The 15,325-nt window shown below is 60.2% G+C and carries 16 protein-coding genes and 1 tRNA gene; 9 read left to right on the top strand and 8 right to left on the bottom strand.

Annotated elements, in window-relative coordinates; translation table 11 throughout:
- Positions 1-130: 130 nt before the first annotated feature.
- Positions 131-1,084 (top strand): sulfate adenylyltransferase subunit CysD, encoded by a 954-nt coding sequence (cysD, locus tag RRH01S_RS04045; protein WP_012651087.1) that lies wholly within the window; start codon positions 131-133, stop codon positions 1,082-1,084.
- A 1-nt stretch (position 1,085) separates the two neighbouring features.
- Complete coding sequence (gene cysN / locus RRH01S_RS04040; protein WP_042470090.1) at positions 1,086-2,570, top strand: sulfate adenylyltransferase subunit CysN; 1,485 nt, start codon at positions 1,086-1,088, stop codon at positions 2,568-2,570.
- 44 nt (positions 2,571-2,614) lie between these two features.
- Here the strand turns inward: cysN and RRH01S_RS04035 are convergent, their stop codons facing one another.
- Positions 2,615-3,538 (bottom strand): LysR family transcriptional regulator, encoded by a 924-nt coding sequence (locus RRH01S_RS04035; RefSeq protein WP_042470088.1) that lies wholly within the window; start codon positions 3,536-3,538, stop codon positions 2,615-2,617.
- A 190-nt stretch (positions 3,539-3,728) separates the two neighbouring features.
- Between RRH01S_RS04035 and RRH01S_RS04030 the strand changes: the two genes are divergently transcribed.
- The 4 genes from RRH01S_RS04030 (at position 3,729) to RRH01S_RS04015 (ending at position 8,929) form a co-directional block, all read left to right on the top strand.
- Positions 3,729-5,297, top strand: a complete 1,569-nt coding sequence (locus RRH01S_RS04030) for an MFS transporter (RefSeq protein ID WP_042470086.1) — start codon at positions 3,729-3,731, stop codon at positions 5,295-5,297.
- A 354-nt stretch (positions 5,298-5,651) separates the two neighbouring features.
- A complete protein-coding gene (locus RRH01S_RS04025) occupies positions 5,652-5,999 on the top strand; it encodes a hypothetical protein (protein WP_007694901.1) in 348 nt (115 codons plus the stop codon).
- Positions 6,000-6,426: 427 nt separating this feature from the next.
- Positions 6,427-7,488 carry a porin gene (locus RRH01S_RS04020; protein WP_007694903.1) on the top strand — a complete coding sequence of 354 codons (1,062 nt, stop codon included), beginning with the start codon at positions 6,427-6,429 and terminating at the stop codon, positions 7,486-7,488.
- A gap of 352 nt (positions 7,489-7,840) precedes the next feature.
- On the top strand, positions 7,841-8,929 hold the full coding sequence (locus tag RRH01S_RS04015) for a 3-deoxy-7-phosphoheptulonate synthase (RefSeq protein ID WP_165586800.1): 1,089 nt from the start codon (positions 7,841-7,843) through the stop codon (positions 8,927-8,929).
- Positions 8,930-8,993: 64 nt separating this feature from the next.
- On the opposite strand, the gene RRH01S_RS04010 is transcribed toward RRH01S_RS04015, so the two are convergent.
- A complete protein-coding gene (locus RRH01S_RS04010) occupies positions 8,994-9,776 on the bottom strand; it encodes a class I SAM-dependent methyltransferase (RefSeq protein ID WP_034519582.1) in 783 nt (260 codons plus the stop codon).
- Positions 9,777-9,981: 205 nt separating this feature from the next.
- Between RRH01S_RS04010 and RRH01S_RS04005 the strand changes: the two genes are divergently transcribed.
- Positions 9,982-10,872: a LysR family transcriptional regulator gene (locus RRH01S_RS04005; RefSeq protein ID WP_042470082.1), complete on the top strand. Its 891-nt coding sequence runs from the start codon at positions 9,982-9,984 to the stop codon at positions 10,870-10,872.
- A 378-nt stretch (positions 10,873-11,250) separates the two neighbouring features.
- On the opposite strand, the gene RRH01S_RS04000 is transcribed toward RRH01S_RS04005, so the two are convergent.
- The 6 genes from RRH01S_RS04000 to RRH01S_RS03975 form a co-directional block, all read right to left on the bottom strand.
- Complete coding sequence (locus RRH01S_RS04000; RefSeq protein WP_042470080.1) at positions 11,251-11,487, bottom strand: hypothetical protein; 237 nt, start codon at positions 11,485-11,487, stop codon at positions 11,251-11,253.
- A complete protein-coding gene (gene msrA, locus RRH01S_RS03995; RefSeq protein WP_007694913.1) occupies positions 11,488-12,015 on the bottom strand; it encodes a peptide-methionine (S)-S-oxide reductase MsrA in 528 nt (175 codons plus the stop codon).
- Positions 12,012-12,461 (bottom strand): peptide-methionine (R)-S-oxide reductase MsrB, encoded by a 450-nt coding sequence (msrB, locus tag RRH01S_RS03990; RefSeq protein ID WP_042470077.1) that lies wholly within the window; start codon positions 12,459-12,461, stop codon positions 12,012-12,014. The genes msrA and msrB overlap by 4 nt, the downstream gene beginning before the upstream one ends.
- 189 nt (positions 12,462-12,650) lie before the next feature.
- On the bottom strand, positions 12,651-13,148 hold the full coding sequence (gene msrC / locus RRH01S_RS03985; RefSeq protein WP_042470076.1) for a free L-methionine (R)-S-oxide reductase MsrC: 498 nt from the start codon (positions 13,146-13,148) through the stop codon (positions 12,651-12,653).
- Between the two features lie 42 nt (positions 13,149-13,190).
- A complete protein-coding gene (locus RRH01S_RS03980; protein ID WP_042470074.1) occupies positions 13,191-13,973 on the bottom strand; it encodes a pentapeptide repeat-containing protein in 783 nt (260 codons plus the stop codon).
- 227 nt (positions 13,974-14,200) lie between these two features.
- A tRNA-Pro gene (locus tag RRH01S_RS03975) sits at positions 14,201-14,277 on the bottom strand.
- 305 nt (positions 14,278-14,582) lie between these two features.
- Between RRH01S_RS03975 and RRH01S_RS03970 the strand changes: the two genes are divergently transcribed.
- Both RRH01S_RS03970 and RRH01S_RS35215 read left to right on the top strand, forming a co-directional pair.
- Positions 14,583-14,987 carry a hypothetical protein gene (locus RRH01S_RS03970; protein ID WP_042470071.1) on the top strand — a complete coding sequence of 135 codons (405 nt, stop codon included), beginning with the start codon at positions 14,583-14,585 and terminating at the stop codon, positions 14,985-14,987.
- Between the two features lie 192 nt (positions 14,988-15,179).
- Positions 15,180-15,325, top strand: a 146-nt coding sequence (locus RRH01S_RS35215) for a helix-turn-helix domain-containing protein (RefSeq protein ID WP_042470450.1), incomplete at its 3' end; no start/stop codon positions are given.

Here is a 15,325-nt window from a genome sequence, read left to right as displayed (position 1 = left end):
ACCCCGCCGGTTCCCGGCATCGGTTCAAGGCGCGGTTATCGCCGCCGCCAAACCTATCAGGAACCAAAGCATTCTATTCTTTCCGGCCCGCCTTCCGGCCGGGACAAATGATTAAGTTCTGGAGTTGAAAATGCCCGATAGCCGTCCGGATACGGAACTCTCCAATCCGCAAAGCACCAAGCCGCCGCTCGACCCGCATTTGAAGGCGCTGGAAAACGAATCCATCCATATTTTCCGCGAAGTCGCGGCCGAATTCGAGCGTCCGGTGATGCTCTATTCGATCGGCAAGGATTCCTCCGTGCTGCTGCATCTGGCGCGCAAGGCCTTCTATCCCGGCCGCGTGCCCTTCCCGCTCCTGCATGTGAACACCGGCTGGAAATTCGCCGAGATGATCACCTTCCGCGACGAGATCGTGAAGAAATACGATCTCGACTTGATCGAACACATTAATCCGCGCGGCAAGGCGGAGAACGTTACCCCGTTCACCCACGGCTCGGCGCTCTATACCGACATCATGAAGACGGAAGGGTTGCGCCAGGCGCTGGACGCCGGCCAGTTCGACGCCGCTTTCGGCGGTGCACGCCGCGACGAGGAAGCTTCCCGCGCCAAGGAACGCATCTATTCCTTCCGCACGCCGGATCATCGCTGGGATCCGCGCAACCAGCGCCCGGAGCTCTGGAACGTCTATAACGGCCAGATCCGCAAGGGCGAGAGTGTGCGCGTCTTCCCGCTGTCGAACTGGACCGAGGTCGATATCTGGCGCTACATCCAGGCCGAAAACATTCCGATCGTACCGCTCTATTTCGCCGAGAAGCGCCCGGTCGTCGAGCGCGACGGCATGATGATCCTGGCCGCCGATCCGCGGCTTGAATTGCTGCCCGACGAAGTCAAGCGCGAGGAGCTTATCCGCTTCCGCACGCTCGGCTGCTTCCCGCTGACGGGCGCGATCCGCTCCACCGCAACCACCCTTGAAGACGTTATCGCAGAGCTGGAAATCGCCACGGTTTCTGAACGACAGGGCCGTGCCATCGACCGCGACCAGTCCGGCTCCATGGAAAAAAAGAAGCGCGAAGGATATTTCTGAGATGACCGCAGCCGTAACCGCAAACGTCGTCACCTTGCCCGCAGCCGAGCCCGCCAAGGCCATGCGCGATACGCGTCCGCTTCGCCTGATCACCTGCGGCAGCGTCGATGACGGCAAATCCACGCTGATCGGCCGCCTGCTTTGGGACACCAAGGCCGTCAAGGAAGACCAGGCCGCCACGCTGCAGCGCGACTCCACCGGCAAGCAGAACGATCTCGGCCTGCCCGACTTCGCATTGCTGCTCGACGGCCTGCAGGCCGAGCGCGAACAGGGCATCACCATTGATGTCGCCTATCGCTATTTCTCGACCGACAACCGCTCCTTCATCGTTGCCGACACGCCCGGCCACGAGCAGTACACCCGCAACATGGCGACCGGTGCTTCCACCGCCGATCTCGCGATTCTGCTGATCGACGCACGCCTGGGTATTCTCGAGCAGACGCGCCGCCATGCAACAATCGCCTCGCTGCTCGGCATCAAGCAGTTCGTGCTCGCCGTCAACAAGATCGACCTGACGAATTACGACCGCGCCGGCTTCGAGAAGATCGCGCATGATTTCCGCGAATTCGCGCTGTCGCTCGGCGTCAAGCAGATCACCGCCATCCCGATGTCCGCCCTGAAGGGCGAAAACGTCGTCTATTCCGGCCAAGCAGCTATGCCCTGGTACAACGGCCCGACACTCGTCGAGACGCTGGAGCTTGCCACGGTGCGCTCGGCTCAGTCAGTCGGCTTCCGCCTGTCTGTGCAGCGCGTGTCCCGCCCTGGCGAAAGCTTCCGTGGTTATCAGGGCACGGTTGCCGGCGGCTCGGTAAAGCCGGGCGACAGCGTCATGATCCTGCCGTCGGGGATGGTTGCCAATGTCTCGAAGATCGTCACCTTCGATCTGGTGCGCAATGCCGCCGTTGCCGGCGATGCGATCACGCTTGTGCTCGATCGCCAGGTGGACGTATCGCGCGGTGACATGATCGTTGCCATCGACAGCCAGCCGCAATCCGGCCTTGCCTTCGATGCGCAGATCGTCGCGCTGCAGCCGGAAGGCATCGAGCCCGGCAAACGCTATTGGCTGAAGAGCGGCAGCCGCCGTCAGCGCGTGCAGGTGCAGCCGATCGCGCAGCTCGAGCTGAAGACCGGCGCCTGGGCACCTGCGCAAGCCCTCTGGATGAACGCCATCGGCAAGGTTCGTCTTTCCTTTGACGAAGCCGCCGTTTTCGATCCCTACGATCAGAACCGCTCGACCGGCTCCTTCATCCTGATCGATCCGGACAGCAACAACACGATCGCCGGCGGCATGATCACCGGCAAGCGCACCGATCTCGGCGGCATCCACAAGGAGGGCCAGCGCGTTCTCTTGTCGCTGCCGGCAGACCTTGCCGACCAGATCATGGCCAGCGAACTCTTCGCCAGCCGCCGTGACGAGACGGAAGTCCGCCGCGTCACCGCCGCGCAGGCCGCCGATATCTGGGCGAACGCTGCGAGCGATATCTGATCCAGATCGGAGCGACGACAAAAGGGGCCTCACGGCCCCTTTTTTCATACGCTTGCGGCGCCCGGCAGGGCGTCGCAGCTTTTTGCAAAAAGCCGCTCGCTCAGAAAGTCGACGAAGACGCGGACCTTTGGCGACAGATGACGGTTCGACGGCCAGAGCAAATGAAAATGGCCCGGCCCATCGATATGATCATCAAGTACCGTGCGTAACTTGCCCTCGGCGAGCGGACTGCGCGCGAGGAAATCCGGCATGCACCCGATGCCGAGGCCGCTGATGACGGCGCCGCGCAGGGCCTCCATGTTGTTGCAGGACAGAGCAGTTTTCATGTGCAATTCCAGCCCGCCATCGGGCAGGTTCAAGGGCCAGTTCTGCAGCTTGCCGCTGTTGGGGAAACGAAACCGGATCGCCAGATGATCGTCAAGCGCGCGCGGGCAATCCGGGACGCCATGGCGCTCGAGATAAGCGGGGGCAGCACAGAGCAGCATCTGGAACGGCCGCAAGGTGCGCGACATCAGCCGCGAGTCCGGCAAATCCCCGCTGCGGATCGCGACATCGACGCCTTCTTCGATCATATCGACGATGCGATCATTGAAATCGATGTCGAGTTCGACCTCGGGGTAGCGGACAACGAACTCCGGCAGTACCGGCAGCAGGAAATGGTAGCTGACAATGGGCACGCTGACGCGCAGCCGACCGCGCGGCACGGCCACCGCCTGGGCAAGCGAAGCCTGCGCATCCTCGAGATCGTCCAGCACCCGCCGGCAGCGCTCGTGGAAAAGACGCCCCTCCTCGGTCAGGCGAATGCTGCGGGTCGAGCGCTGCATCAATCGCACGCCGAGCTGCCGTTCGAGATTGGTCACCGCCTTGCCGACGGCCGAGGCCGAAAGACCGAGCACACGCCCGGCGGCGGCGAAGCTGCCGAGATCGGCGCTTCGAACAAAGGCATTGAGGCCACTTAGCCGATCCATCCTCATTTCCATTCGATCGTTTTCTTCCAGTATATATGGAAACTTAGACCTATTTTCAGTCGATTGCATCAAAACTATCTTGGTCGGGTGTTCCGATGTTCCCGCAGATGATGACGACCGTCCTTGAAGGCGGTTCGTGCTCCCAAGTCGTCCGTAGGGTCCCTTTTGCTCAAATTCAGCGGATATCCCGATGCATCCCGACAAGACAAAGGCCGCAAGCCCGGCCGAGAAATTCTTTGTTCTGATCGCCGTGTGCTGCGCCGCCGCCGCCATGCCCCTCACCTTCACTGGCCCCGCTGTCGCCTTGCCGGCGATCAGCCGGACGCTCGGCGGCAGTCCGATCGCGCTCAACTGGGTCACCAATGCCTTCATGCTGACCTTCGGCAGCAGCCTGATGGCAGCCGGCGCGCTTGCCGACAGTTTCGGACGCAAGCGCATTTTCCTCTTGGGGCTCGGCGGCTTTGCCCTGTTCTCGGCGGGACTGGCCTTCGTCAACAATATCGTCTGGTTCGATATTCTGAGAGCCTTGCAGGGCATGGGAGCGGCGGCCGCTTTTTCCGGCGGCATGGCGTCGCTTGCACAGGAGTTCGACGGCACGGCGCGCATGCGCGCCTTCAGCGTCGTCGGCTCGAGTTTCGGTGTGGGGCTCGCTTTCGGGCCGATCGCCTCCGGCCTGATGATCGAGGCCTTCGGCTGGCCGGCGATCTTCATTCTCGTCGTCATCCTCGCCGTCCTGGCCTTTGGTCTCGGCGCACGCTTCCTGACCGAATCCAGAGACCCGGACGCCGCCAGTCTCGACTGGCCTGGCGCCCTCAGTTTCACGCTCGCCCTGACGCTATTCACCTACGGCGTCCTTCGCGCGCCGGAAAACGGCTGGGGCGACCCGTTGGTCATTGTCCTGCTGGTGGGTGCTGCGTTGCTCTTCCTGGCCTTCGGCATCATCGAACGCGTCGTGAAACGGCCGATGCTGGATCTCACCCTGTTCCGTTATCCGCGCTTTGTCGGTGTGCAGCTGCTGGCGGCGGCCCCCGCCTATGCCTTCGTCGTGCTGCTCATCCTTTTGCCGGTCCGCTTCGTCGGCATCGAGGGCATGAGCGAGATCGCCGCTGGCCGCATGATGGTCGCCCTGTCGGCGCCGCTTCTCGTTCTGCCGATCGTTGCCGGCCTGCTGACACGATGGTTTACGGCAGCCACGATTTGCGGCGCGGGACTTATTATCTCCGCCATGGGCTTGTTCTGGCTCAGCTATCTCACCACGGGATCGGCACCGGCGGCATTGATCGGCCCGCTGCTGACGATCGGCATTGGCATCAGCCTGCCTTGGGGGCTGATGGACGGACTTGCCGTCAGCGTCGTCCCGAAAGAACGCGCCGGCATGGCGACGGGCATCTTCAGCACCACCCGCGTTGCCGGCGAAGGCGTTGCACTGGCCGTCGTCAGCGCCATCCTTTCCTCTTTCATCCAGTCAAAACTCGGCGCAGCAGCGGGGGACCATGCATCTTTCGCAGCGCAGCGGCTGGTTACGGGCAATCTCCTCGATGCAGTATCCAGTGTGCCTGCAATCGGGCATGCCACGTTGATCCAGGGCTATAGCGACGCCTTTAGCGAGCTGTTGTGGCTCCTGACGGCAATCACGGCTCTCACGGCAATCGTCGTCTTCACCTTTCTCGGTCGTCGCAATGCTGAAGAGAGCGCCATGGAAACAGGGACGCCAGGGCCGGAAAACAATGACGAGGTACTTGACGCATCCAGCGCCTGACGTTGCTTCTACATCCAAGGCGGGTTGGCGCGAGAATGCCCACCCGCCGTACATCGCCTCGCAGGTGCGGGCTAGATCAGGAGACGAACGGACTTTGGACCGCAAGAGGACATCAACGCGCTCGCAACCGACACTGAATCACGCCTCAATCTCGTCCGAACCCTGATAATCGGGCTAACAAGCTGAAACCATGGGTAAAAACCACCTCTTTCTTGCCATATCCGCTACAGAATATTTCGCGGACACACAAAATGTGTGCGATGCGGAAGATTGAACGAGGCCACGAAAGCGTCACGAGACTGGCGTTCCGGCGCACGGCTGCTATATGACATCCCCATGATAACAGAGCGCTTTTTGAAGATTGTTGCTTGGGGCTATATCGCGGCACTGGTTGCCGTGACCTTCGCGCATCTCAATTGGCAGGCCGAGTTTGGCAATCCCTTCAATCTGTATCGAGCCGTCGCCCTCTGTCTTGCCGGCATGCTGGCACGGCTGGCCTATCCGCAATCGCCCTCCTTCACCTGCCTGCTGATGATTGCCAGCGTCTCGGCGCTCTGCTTCTCGCATTTCCTGGTGAACGGCAATTACGGGTCGCCCATGGACCTCATTGTCGCCATGACCGGTGGGCTCTGGGGTCTCGCAATCGGCGCCATGCTCAGCAGGCTGATATCGCCGACCTCAAAGCGAACGGCGCTGTATTAAGCCAAGGCCCTTCAGTCACCATCGGATGTTGATGCCCGTTTATCGACGTTGGCAAAGGCGTGCGTTGCGTTTGGGCTCAGCATGCCGCAGCTTTCAAACAGCGACACTCGACGGGTCGTCAATCGCCCTTTCAGGCGTCAATCTCCCACTTCCTACTCCGAATTGATCATTATGCAGCCAATATTATGGCTGACTTACTATCTATGTTTGCAAATGTGTCTTTCATGCAACTGGAAATGAAAAATCACGAAAACGTCATTCTGAGAAAAATATATCATATAACTTTACAGGAATTCGTCTCTAATAGCGAACAGAAGCGGGTGGGGCCCGTTTCTCCCGAGTCGGGGTTTTTAACAGGGATAGGGTCAGGCACGTCGATTTTTCGGCGCGATAGCCTATGCCCAATCTATATTGGATTGGAGTTTTTATGAACATCAAGAGCCTTCTTCTCGGCTCCGCTGCTGCCCTCGCAGTAGTTTCCGGCGCTCACGCTGCTGACGCTATTGTTGCTGCTGAGCCTGAGCCGCTCGAATATGTTCGCATCTGCGACGCATACGGCAACGGTTACTTTTTCATTCCCGGCACCGAAACCTGCCTGAAGATCGGCGGCTATGTCCGTACCGAAGGCAAGTGGTACAATGCCTACAACCCGGCTGACCGTTACGGTACGCTGTGGCACACCCGCGCTCATCTGACCGTCGATACCGCCACCGACACCGAATACGGCCCGCTGAAGACGGCTACTGTTCTGCGTTGGGACTGGCAGGATGGCGGTTCGACCACCACCAAGCTGATCGCCGCCAACATCAGCCTTGCTGGCTTCACCGTTGGTAAGCTCGATTCGGCCTACAACCTGTACGCAGGCTATGCCGGCGGCGTCATCAACGACGACGTTGTCTATGACGGCCCGTACGAACTCAACCAGATCACCTACAACTACGACGCCGGCAACGGCTTCACGGCTGTGATCTCGCTCGAAGACAGCAACTCCGGCACTGGCGCCACGGGCGTTAACGGCGAAGACAGCTCGGATCACTACGCTCCGGACGTTGTCGCCGGTCTCGGTTACAAGGCTGGCAACTTCGGCTTCAAGGTCGTTGGTGGCTATGACTCCATCGTCGAAGAAGGCGCAGTCAAGGCTCGTATCGATGGCGACTTCGGCGTCTTCAAGGCCTTCTTGATGGGCGGCTGGAACACCGACGGCGACAAGCTGAACAAGTATGCCAGCTCGAACGGCGCCGGCCCGGCCAAGGGTATCGGCTGGGGCGACTGGGCAGTTTGGGGCGGCGTGACCGTTCCGATCAACGACAAGCTGCAGGCAAACGCTCAGGTTGCCTACACCGACTCGAAGATCTTCGCAGCGACCGCGAACGTCAAGTTCAACCCGGTCAAGAACCTGCAGATCACGCCGGAAGTATCCTACACCAACTGGGACTCCATCAATCAGGACCAGTGGGCTGGCGTTCTGCGCTTCCAGCGTACTTTCTAAGACCTCGTTTTTCGAGATCTGATTAGACTTGACCCCTGATCGGATGGGGACTGGTCCTGCTTCCAGCGAAGCGGGGCCAGTCTTTCTGATCTGGGGTTCGTCTTTTTTGCTACTGCCGCCAAATTGGGAGCTGGATCGAGCACTCGCGATCAATTCCCAAGCTATCAACGGCATCGACAAGCCATATTTTTTGTCGTAGAGACACCGCATGTCGTTCACCTACGCAAACGCCTCGCGATTTTATTCGTACCGCTGCTCTCAGCGGAGGCGGGCCTGTGCGTAGATAAAACTGACGCAATAAAAGACCCGAACAGCCGCTAGTCTACCTGGCGGCTTTTTTTGTCGCCACGGTATGACCCCAAAAGGAACCGATACCGTGTTGAATTCCACTGATGATCTGCGAATTATCGAAATTACCGCGCTCACGCCGCCCGCTCGCATTATAGACGAGATCCCGCGAGACGCAGCGGTTACCTCGACCGTGACGGGCGCACGCAGCGCCGTACACAACATCCTGCACAATGACGATGATCGCTTGATCGTCGTGATAGGCCCCTGCTCTATCCACGACCCCATCGCCGCGTGCGACTACGCGGCCCGGCTGATGGAACAGCGCGGCCGCTTCGCCGACGACCTTGAAATCATCATGCGGGTCTATTTCGAAAAGCCGCGCACCACGGTCGGCTGGAAGGGCCTCATCAACGATCCGCATCTCGACGGAAGCTACCGTATCGAAGAAGGGCTGCGCCTTGCCAGGCAGCTCCTCGTCGACGTCAACGAGATCGGGCTGCCGGCCGGTTGCGAATTCCTCGACACGATCACACCGCAATACATCGCCGACCTCGTAAGCTGGGGTGCGATCGGTGCCAGGACGACCGAGAGCCAGGTGCATCGCGAACTGGCATCGGGCCTCTCCTGCCCGATCGGGTTCAAGAACGGCACGAATGGCGACACGAGGATCGCGCTCGATGCGATCCTGGCGGCCTCGCAGCCACATCATTTCCCCGCCGTCACCAAGGACGGCCTTGCCGCCATCGCCTCGACGCGCGGCAACGACGACGGCCATATCATCCTGCGCGGCGGCAAGCAGCCCAACTATGATGCCGCCAGCGTGCAGGCGGTATCGGAGCTGGCTTCCAAGCTTGGGCTCGATCCGCAGATCATCATCGATGCCAGCCACGCCAACAGCAACAAGAACCCGGAAAACCAGCCGGCGGTGGTCAGCGCCGTCGCCGAGCAGGTATCTGCCGGCGACCACCGCATCAAGGGCATGATGATGGAAAGCAATATCGTCGGCGGTCGGCAGGACCTCGTTCCCGGCAAGGCCCTGGTCTATGGCCAGAGCATCACCGACGGCTGCATCGATTGGCCGACCTCCGTTCGTACGCTGGAGGAACTGGCGCGGGCTGCCCAGGCAAGACGCCGGATGTCTCGCCAATAACAGGATCACGGATCGTTCACAGGCAGACCCTGTGAACGATCTCAGTGCGTCATACTCGCTTGGATCAGGATTCGCTGCGGCTGACAATCAGTCGCAGCGAACCCTCAAACGCCGGCTGTGTCCGCAAATGCCCGTGTTTGGCATCCCAGGTGCCGTCTTTTAGATCGCGGCTGAGATCGGTAACGAACCGCTCGCCAACGGAGGGATCGACGAAGCTCCAGGCCGAATTGGCAAGGCGCGCGCCCGGCTCCAGCAGCCGCTCCGGCCGTCCGTAATAAGCCTCGCTGAAGCCATCGGTGCAGTTCAATGGGATCGGAACGGGGATGATCTCCGCATTGCCGCCCAGCCCTTCGCTGATGGCCGCCATTAGCGGATAACGGCGTGCCTCCACCGCGATCGTCTCCGGCGCATAGTCAACCAGCCAGCATCGGTCCAACTCGTTCGGATCACAGGTGAGGATGAGGACGGGACCGCGCGTCACCCGCCGCATTTCCGCAAGACCACCTGCAAGATCGGACCACTGATGCACGGTGAAGGTCGCCATGCTCGCGTCGAAACTGTCATCCGCGAAAGGCAGCTTTTCGGCCGTGGCGTCGATGGCAGCAGGCAGATGCGCCGGCCGCTGCGCCCGCATCGACGCCGACGGCTCCACGGCCGTGATCTCGCGATCGACGGGCTCATAGGAGCCGGCACCCGCACCGACATTGAGGACGCTACGGGCATCGCTCAATGCAGCGCGGATAAATTCGGCAATCTGCGGATCGGGCTGGCGGTAGTTTATATAGTTCGTGCCAATCACACCGTAATTTGCGTCACCGGCGCTACCGTCTTTGTGTCTGTTGGTCATCGAAGTCTTCATCCTCTTAGCCTGGTGGCATGGGGAAGTGACGTTGCCTGGCTCAAGCACAGCTTTGCCATCGCTGGAAGCGCTCCCGCATTCCACACTTCATTGTTCCCTTAACGGGAGATCTTCTGTTTGCGGCGGGAGAAAACATCATGGCATGCAGGAAGAAAATCGATATGATCGAACAAGCATTGTTCGGAAAACTCACATGGCTCGTCGTATTCCCTCCCTCAACGCATTGCGTGCCTTCGAAGCCGCCGGCCGGCATGGTCGGATGACCCTTGCAGCCGACGAGCTGAACGTGACGCATAGCGCCGTCAGTCGCCAGATCCAGTATCTCGAGGATGTGTTGGGCGTGCCGCTGTTCGAGGGACCGAAGAACAGGCTGCGATTGACGGAAGCGGGCTCGACCTTGCTAGCGGGCCTGACTTCCGCCTTCGATCAGATCGACATGTCGGTGCGGTCGGTTGCCGATGCCGAAGACGGATCGCTCGACGTCTCCTGCCCCGGCACCTTCACCATGCGCTGGCTGATCCCGCGGCTCTACCGCTTCCAGGCGGAATATCCCGATATCGAAGTACGGCTGACAGCATCGTCCCGCCCGGTCGATTTCGCGCGCGATGGCTTCGATGTCGCGATCCGCGTCGGCGCGGCGCCCTGGCCGGAAGGTGCGGAGGTGATCGCACTGTTTCCCGAGCAGACGGGTCCGGTTCTCTCCCCGTCTCTGGCGGGAATCGTCACCGCGAACTTCGCGGGCGTTCCGCAACTTCATACCAGAACGCGGCTTCGCGCCTGGGGCGACTGGCTGTCGCGGTCAGGTGTACCTGTCGAGGCCGGAACCCGGGTGGAATACGAACATTTCTATTTCATGCTGGAGGCCGCAAGCGCTGGCCTCGGCGTCTGCGTGGCACCGTGGCCCTATGTGACCGACGATATCCGTTTTGGCCGGCTGACCGCCCCACTGGGCTTCATCGATAGCGGCCATCATTACGTCGCGCTGCGGCGTGCCCGGCGAAACCGGAAGTCCACACTGTTCTGCGAATGGCTGCGAAAGGAAGCACAGGCGTTTTCAGCCTCGCATCCCGCCCCGACAGGCTAGACCCGCCGAGGGTGGGAGCCAAACTCAATGAAGGAACTGCACCACCATAAGAACGACCGTGGTCACGGCCGAAGACACCGTCAAAGCAATCAGAAACGAAGTCGACATCATTTCGCTCCTCGAAGACCTTCGCTTCAAATCTGAAGATCGAAGGCTAACTACAGGAGCGAAAGTGGGATGTCGCGTGACAGCTGGCGTGACACGGCGAGAACTCGCCTAGAGGTTACATTGCATCACGACAGACGAACGCCCGCGGCAGAGTTTTACGTTGGGAAGGTTGGCAGACGAACTGAAGAAATCTTCAATTCCCATTGCTGGCCGTAGTAACGGACAACGCGCTGCGATGTACCGTCGCCGATACGGATGAATTCGGAGAGGTCATGCGGAAGAGACCGTGGACGCTCGGCCTCGCAGCCTAGCCGGCAGGTCCAGCAGCTCCTGAGCCGTTGCATGATCGCTCGTGGTGTCGTCGTGCTCCCCGAACTGGACAGGCGTCAGCAACGCCTGTCCTTCGAAGATTATAAGGGGCGCCTTGAGGCGGTCGATGATCCGCCGCGTCACGTCCCATGTGCCGAGATAGTGGTCCAGCCGCTTGGCTGCGACGACTTGCGTCATTCAGGATGCCGCACGCTGCGTCGTATCGGCTTGCCTGACCGGAAGCTTCCAGCCGGGCCGGACGAAATGGCAGGTGTAGCCGTTCGGGATGCGCTCCAGGTAGTCCTGATGCTCCGGTTCCGCTTCCCAGAAGTCGCTTGCCGGCACCACTTCCGTGACGACCTTGCCCGGCCAGAGACCGGAAGCATCGACATCGGCGATCGTGTCGAAGGCGACCCGCTTCTGCTCGTCGCTGGTATAGAAGATCGCCGAGCGGTAGCTCGTGCCGACATCGTTGCCCTGGCGGTTGCGCGTGCTCGGATCATGGATCTGGAAAAAGAATTCCAGCAGATCGCGATAGCTGATCTTCTCGGGATCGAAGACGATCTCGATCGCTTCCGCATGGGTGCCGTGGTTGCGATAGGTCGCGTTGCGCACCTCGCCGCCGGTATAGCCGACGCGGGTCGAGATGACGCCGTTATAGCGGCGGATGAGGTCTTGCATGCCCCAGAAACAACCGCCGGCGAGAACTGCACGTTCCGTAGTCATCGGATATCCTCCACTTGGTCGAGATAGGCGCCGTAGCCTTCGGCTTCCATGCGATCACGATGCACGAAGCGAAGCGAGGCGGAGTTGATGCAGTAACGCAGGCCGCCGCGATCGCGCGGCCCGTCGGGAAAAACATGGCCGAGATGGCTGTCGCCGTGCATCGAACGAACTTCGGTGCGCAGCATGCCATGCGACAGATCGGTGAGCTCGTTGACGTTGGCGGTCTCGATCGGCTTGGTGAAGCTCGGCCAGCCGCAACCGGAATCGAACTTGTCGGAAGAGGCAAACAGCGGCTCGCCCGACACGATGTCGACGTAGATGCCCGGCTGCTTGTTGTCGAGAAGCTCGCCCGTGAAGGGACGTTCCGTGCCGTTTTGCTGCGTGACGCGATACTGTTCGGGAGACAGCTTCGCTATGGCCTCGGAGGTCTTGCTGTAATTTCGCATTCTTTGTTCTCCTTGCTCTTGGACGCATACCTCAAGCTTCACCAGTCATTACGGGAGAATGCCGGACATCGTTACAGACGTTAAGCTCAACAAGCGTCGCGGGAGTGGTTGCGACGAAAATATAGGTATGGGGCAGCCGATTTGCCATATCGCACAGGGCGGCATGATGCATCGCGCAGCGACAGACAGTCACTCATCCCAGTCGCAGGCAGCGGTGTAAATCGCCACGAGCGCCTCGATGCCGGCCTGGTCGTCCTTGTCGAAACGGCCGGGAAGCGGGCTGTCGAGATCGATGACGCCGAAGACAAGACCATCCCGGAACAAGGGAACAACCAGCTCCGAGCGGGAGGCGGCGTCGCAGGCGATGTGGCCCGGGAAGGCATGCACATCCTCGACGAGGATCGACTGCTCCTTTTCGATCGCCGTGCCGCAGACGCCACGCCCGACCGCGATGCGGACGCAAGCGGGCTTGCCCTGGAACGGCCCGAGCACCAGCTCGTCATCCGACTGCAGGAAATAGAAACCGGCCCAGTTGAGGTCCGGCAGCATCTGGAAGATCAGCGCCGATGTATTGGCAGCGTTGGCGATCGGATCGGCCTCGCCGTCGAGCAGGGCCTGCAACTGGCCGGCAAGCTCACGATAGAATTCCGGCTTGCTGGAGGATTGAATCGTCTGTTGCGCGAACATCAACTATCGCCTTTCGGTTGGGTCATTCCGGACGGGTTGCCGTCAATCCTTGTCATCGGGCGGGCATGGCCAGGAACCAGGCGCCTTCAATCCCGGAGGCAGTATGGTCGTCTGGTCGCCGCAGGCTAAATTGACCTGCGTCTGTACCAGACCGGTTGCCGCCGACAGGTCTATGCCCTCGATGCGGGTCAGATACAGGAAGGCACCACCGAAGGTGACCGGCCCCTGGATGGTCACGCCGCTCAAGGTGGCGCGGGAAAGATTGGCGAAGGAGAAATTGACGCCCGTCAGCACCGCCTTGTCGAAATCGGCACGGCCGAGTTCGGCCTTCTGAAAATCGACATTCGCAAGCTGCGCACCGCTGAATTCAGCCCGCTGCAATTCGGCATTAGCAAAGGTGGCGCCATTGGCGACAACATTGCTGAAATCCGAGCGATAGGCTTCGATCTTGGCGAAATTCGTGCCCTCAGCGCGCGCGTTCTTCAGCCAGGTACGCACCAGCGTTGCCTTTTCCAGATTGGCCGAGGTGAGATTGGCATTGCTAAGATCGGTGCTGTCGAAATGGGCGCCGGCAAGATTGGCTCCATGCAGATCACTGCCCGGCAGCATGATGTTGGTCTTGCTGCATGAGCTCCAGTCTATGCCGGGTGCCGCGACCACATTGTCGCAATCGCCGGCGAAGGCGGGTTGCCCGGCGCCCGAAGCGAGCAGGAGCGCCGCTGCCGAAATGCTTGCGAAACGACCAAGGGCGGCACCGCCAATATTCCGGCCCTGCCGCAATTCCGCTCCAGCCTGCCGAACCAGTCTTTCAAAAAGGCTGCTCATCTCGTCGCTCCGCTTTCCGCAACCATTGACCCATCCTCGACATCGAGTCGGATGCACTCATCTTTCCCTTGTATATGGTGCTGCGAGCGACAAAAAGAGCCCAGTCTGCAAAAGGATATTGCGAAGCGAATGAATGGTTTGACGCCCGAGGCATGACGGGATGCGGATATAGCGGTCAGCCACCGGAAGCGGGTCAAATTTTCGGGAAAAGATCGGGAATTTAGAGCTGGTCGGAGTGGAGTGATTCGAACACTCGACCCCCACGTCCCGAACGTGGTGCGCTACCAGACTGCGCTACACTCCGTGACCAGCGGCGCTTCTATAGACCAGCCATTTTTGATGTACAAGCACCAAATTCAAAAAAACCATTTGTTTCTTGACGAAAAGATTACAGAGGCAATTGCCTGGAAAATCGGCAGAAAAAACAGGCGGCGAACCGAGCAAAGTGCATAAGACGCAACACTTTCGGCAAAATCCCACTTGTACACGCGGATGGGAATTTTCTTTTGCCGGCTTTGGCGCTAAAGCCCTTAGCGGGACAGGCGGAAATGTCGTGGGACAGCGGCGCTTCCGCAACCGAATGCGAGACAGAAGCTCAAGGACGATACGATGAATATCCGCATGATCACCGCGGCGGGACTGTTGCTGGCGCTGGCCGGCTGCGCCAGCACGACCACGACACCAATTCTCCCGGCGCTTGTAAGCAACCCGGTGCAGGACCGCTGGGAAGGCCAGTCGGCCGGGCGCTTCTTCGCCTCCTACGGCCCTCCGATCTCCGACCGCGACGATGGCGGAAACCGCGTCTACACCTGGCGGGGCGGCTACAAGACGGTCACCATCGCGACCAAGGACGGGAAGAAGGGCGGCAAGCGCTATCTGAGCTGCAAGGCTGATATCGTCACCAGCCAGAGCTACGTCATCCGCTCGGTCCGCATCCTCGGCGACCAGCCCGGCACCAGCGGCTCTTCCTATTGCGCCGAACTGCTGGCGCCGCCGCCTGAAAAGGCCAACTGAGTCTCGCACATTATCGGGGACGAAGATTTTGCAGGCGGCTCGCAAAGGCCGCCTGTCTTGTTGTGGCTAGCCATTTGAACACTTTGCTCACTGGCCGGTCCATTTTGTCTGGAAATGTCCTTCCCGAGAGAGGGGTGACAGTTCATACCGGAGACATGGGTTACACTTTTTGCCTTTGCGAGGAGAGCGAAGGTGCCTTGGCAGGAGTGCAACCGCATGGACGAGCGTCTCAAATTCGTTGCGCGGATTCTGGATGGCGAGAAGATAGCGGCGCTGTGCCGCGAATTCGGCATCTCCCGCAAGACGGGTCACAAAATCATCAACCGCTATAACGACAA

This window comes from Rhizobium rhizogenes NBRC 13257 (genome assembly GCF_000696095.1).
In the GTDB taxonomy this organism is placed as follows: Bacteria; Pseudomonadota; Alphaproteobacteria; order Rhizobiales; family Rhizobiaceae; genus Rhizobium; species Rhizobium rhizogenes.
The sequence above is the reverse complement of the archived record's forward strand: the minus strand, read 5'-3'. Positions and strand labels throughout refer to the sequence as shown.

What these genes read in the sequence shown, in the direction of transcription:
- RRH01S_RS04035 (WP_042470088.1), bottom strand. Translation starts at nt 3,538, where the DNA reads ATGGATCGGCTAAGTGGCCTCAATGCCTTTGTTCGAAGCGCCGATCTC.
- cysN (WP_042470090.1), top strand. Translation starts at nt 1,086, where the DNA reads ATGACCGCAGCCGTAACCGCAAACGTCGTCACCTTGCCCGCAGCCGAG.
- RRH01S_RS04010 (WP_034519582.1), bottom strand. Translation starts at nt 9,776, where the DNA reads ATGACCAACAGACACAAAGACGGTAGCGCCGGTGACGCAAATTACGGT.
- msrB (WP_042470077.1), bottom strand. Translation starts at nt 12,461, where the DNA reads ATGCGAAATTACAGCAAGACCTCCGAGGCCATAGCGAAGCTGTCTCCC.
- msrC (WP_042470076.1), bottom strand. Translation starts at nt 13,148, where the DNA reads ATGTTCGCGCAACAGACGATTCAATCCTCCAGCAAGCCGGAATTCTAT.
- RRH01S_RS04020 (WP_007694903.1), top strand. Translation starts at nt 6,427, where the DNA reads ATGAACATCAAGAGCCTTCTTCTCGGCTCCGCTGCTGCCCTCGCAGTA.
- cysD (WP_012651087.1), top strand. Translation starts at nt 131, where the DNA reads ATGCCCGATAGCCGTCCGGATACGGAACTCTCCAATCCGCAAAGCACC.
- RRH01S_RS04000 (WP_042470080.1), bottom strand. Translation starts at nt 11,487, where the DNA reads ATGACGCAAGTCGTCGCAGCCAAGCGGCTGGACCACTATCTCGGCACA.
- RRH01S_RS04030 (WP_042470086.1), top strand. Translation starts at nt 3,729, where the DNA reads ATGCATCCCGACAAGACAAAGGCCGCAAGCCCGGCCGAGAAATTCTTT.
- msrA (WP_007694913.1), bottom strand. Translation starts at nt 12,015, where the DNA reads ATGACTACGGAACGTGCAGTTCTCGCCGGCGGTTGTTTCTGGGGCATG.
- RRH01S_RS04005 (WP_042470082.1), top strand. Translation starts at nt 9,982, where the DNA reads ATGGCTCGTCGTATTCCCTCCCTCAACGCATTGCGTGCCTTCGAAGCC.
- RRH01S_RS03970 (WP_042470071.1), top strand. Translation starts at nt 14,583, where the DNA reads ATGAATATCCGCATGATCACCGCGGCGGGACTGTTGCTGGCGCTGGCC.
- RRH01S_RS04015 (WP_165586800.1), top strand. Translation starts at nt 7,841, where the DNA reads ATGACCCCAAAAGGAACCGATACCGTGTTGAATTCCACTGATGATCTG.
- RRH01S_RS03980 (WP_042470074.1), bottom strand. Translation starts at nt 13,973, where the DNA reads ATGAGCAGCCTTTTTGAAAGACTGGTTCGGCAGGCTGGAGCGGAATTG.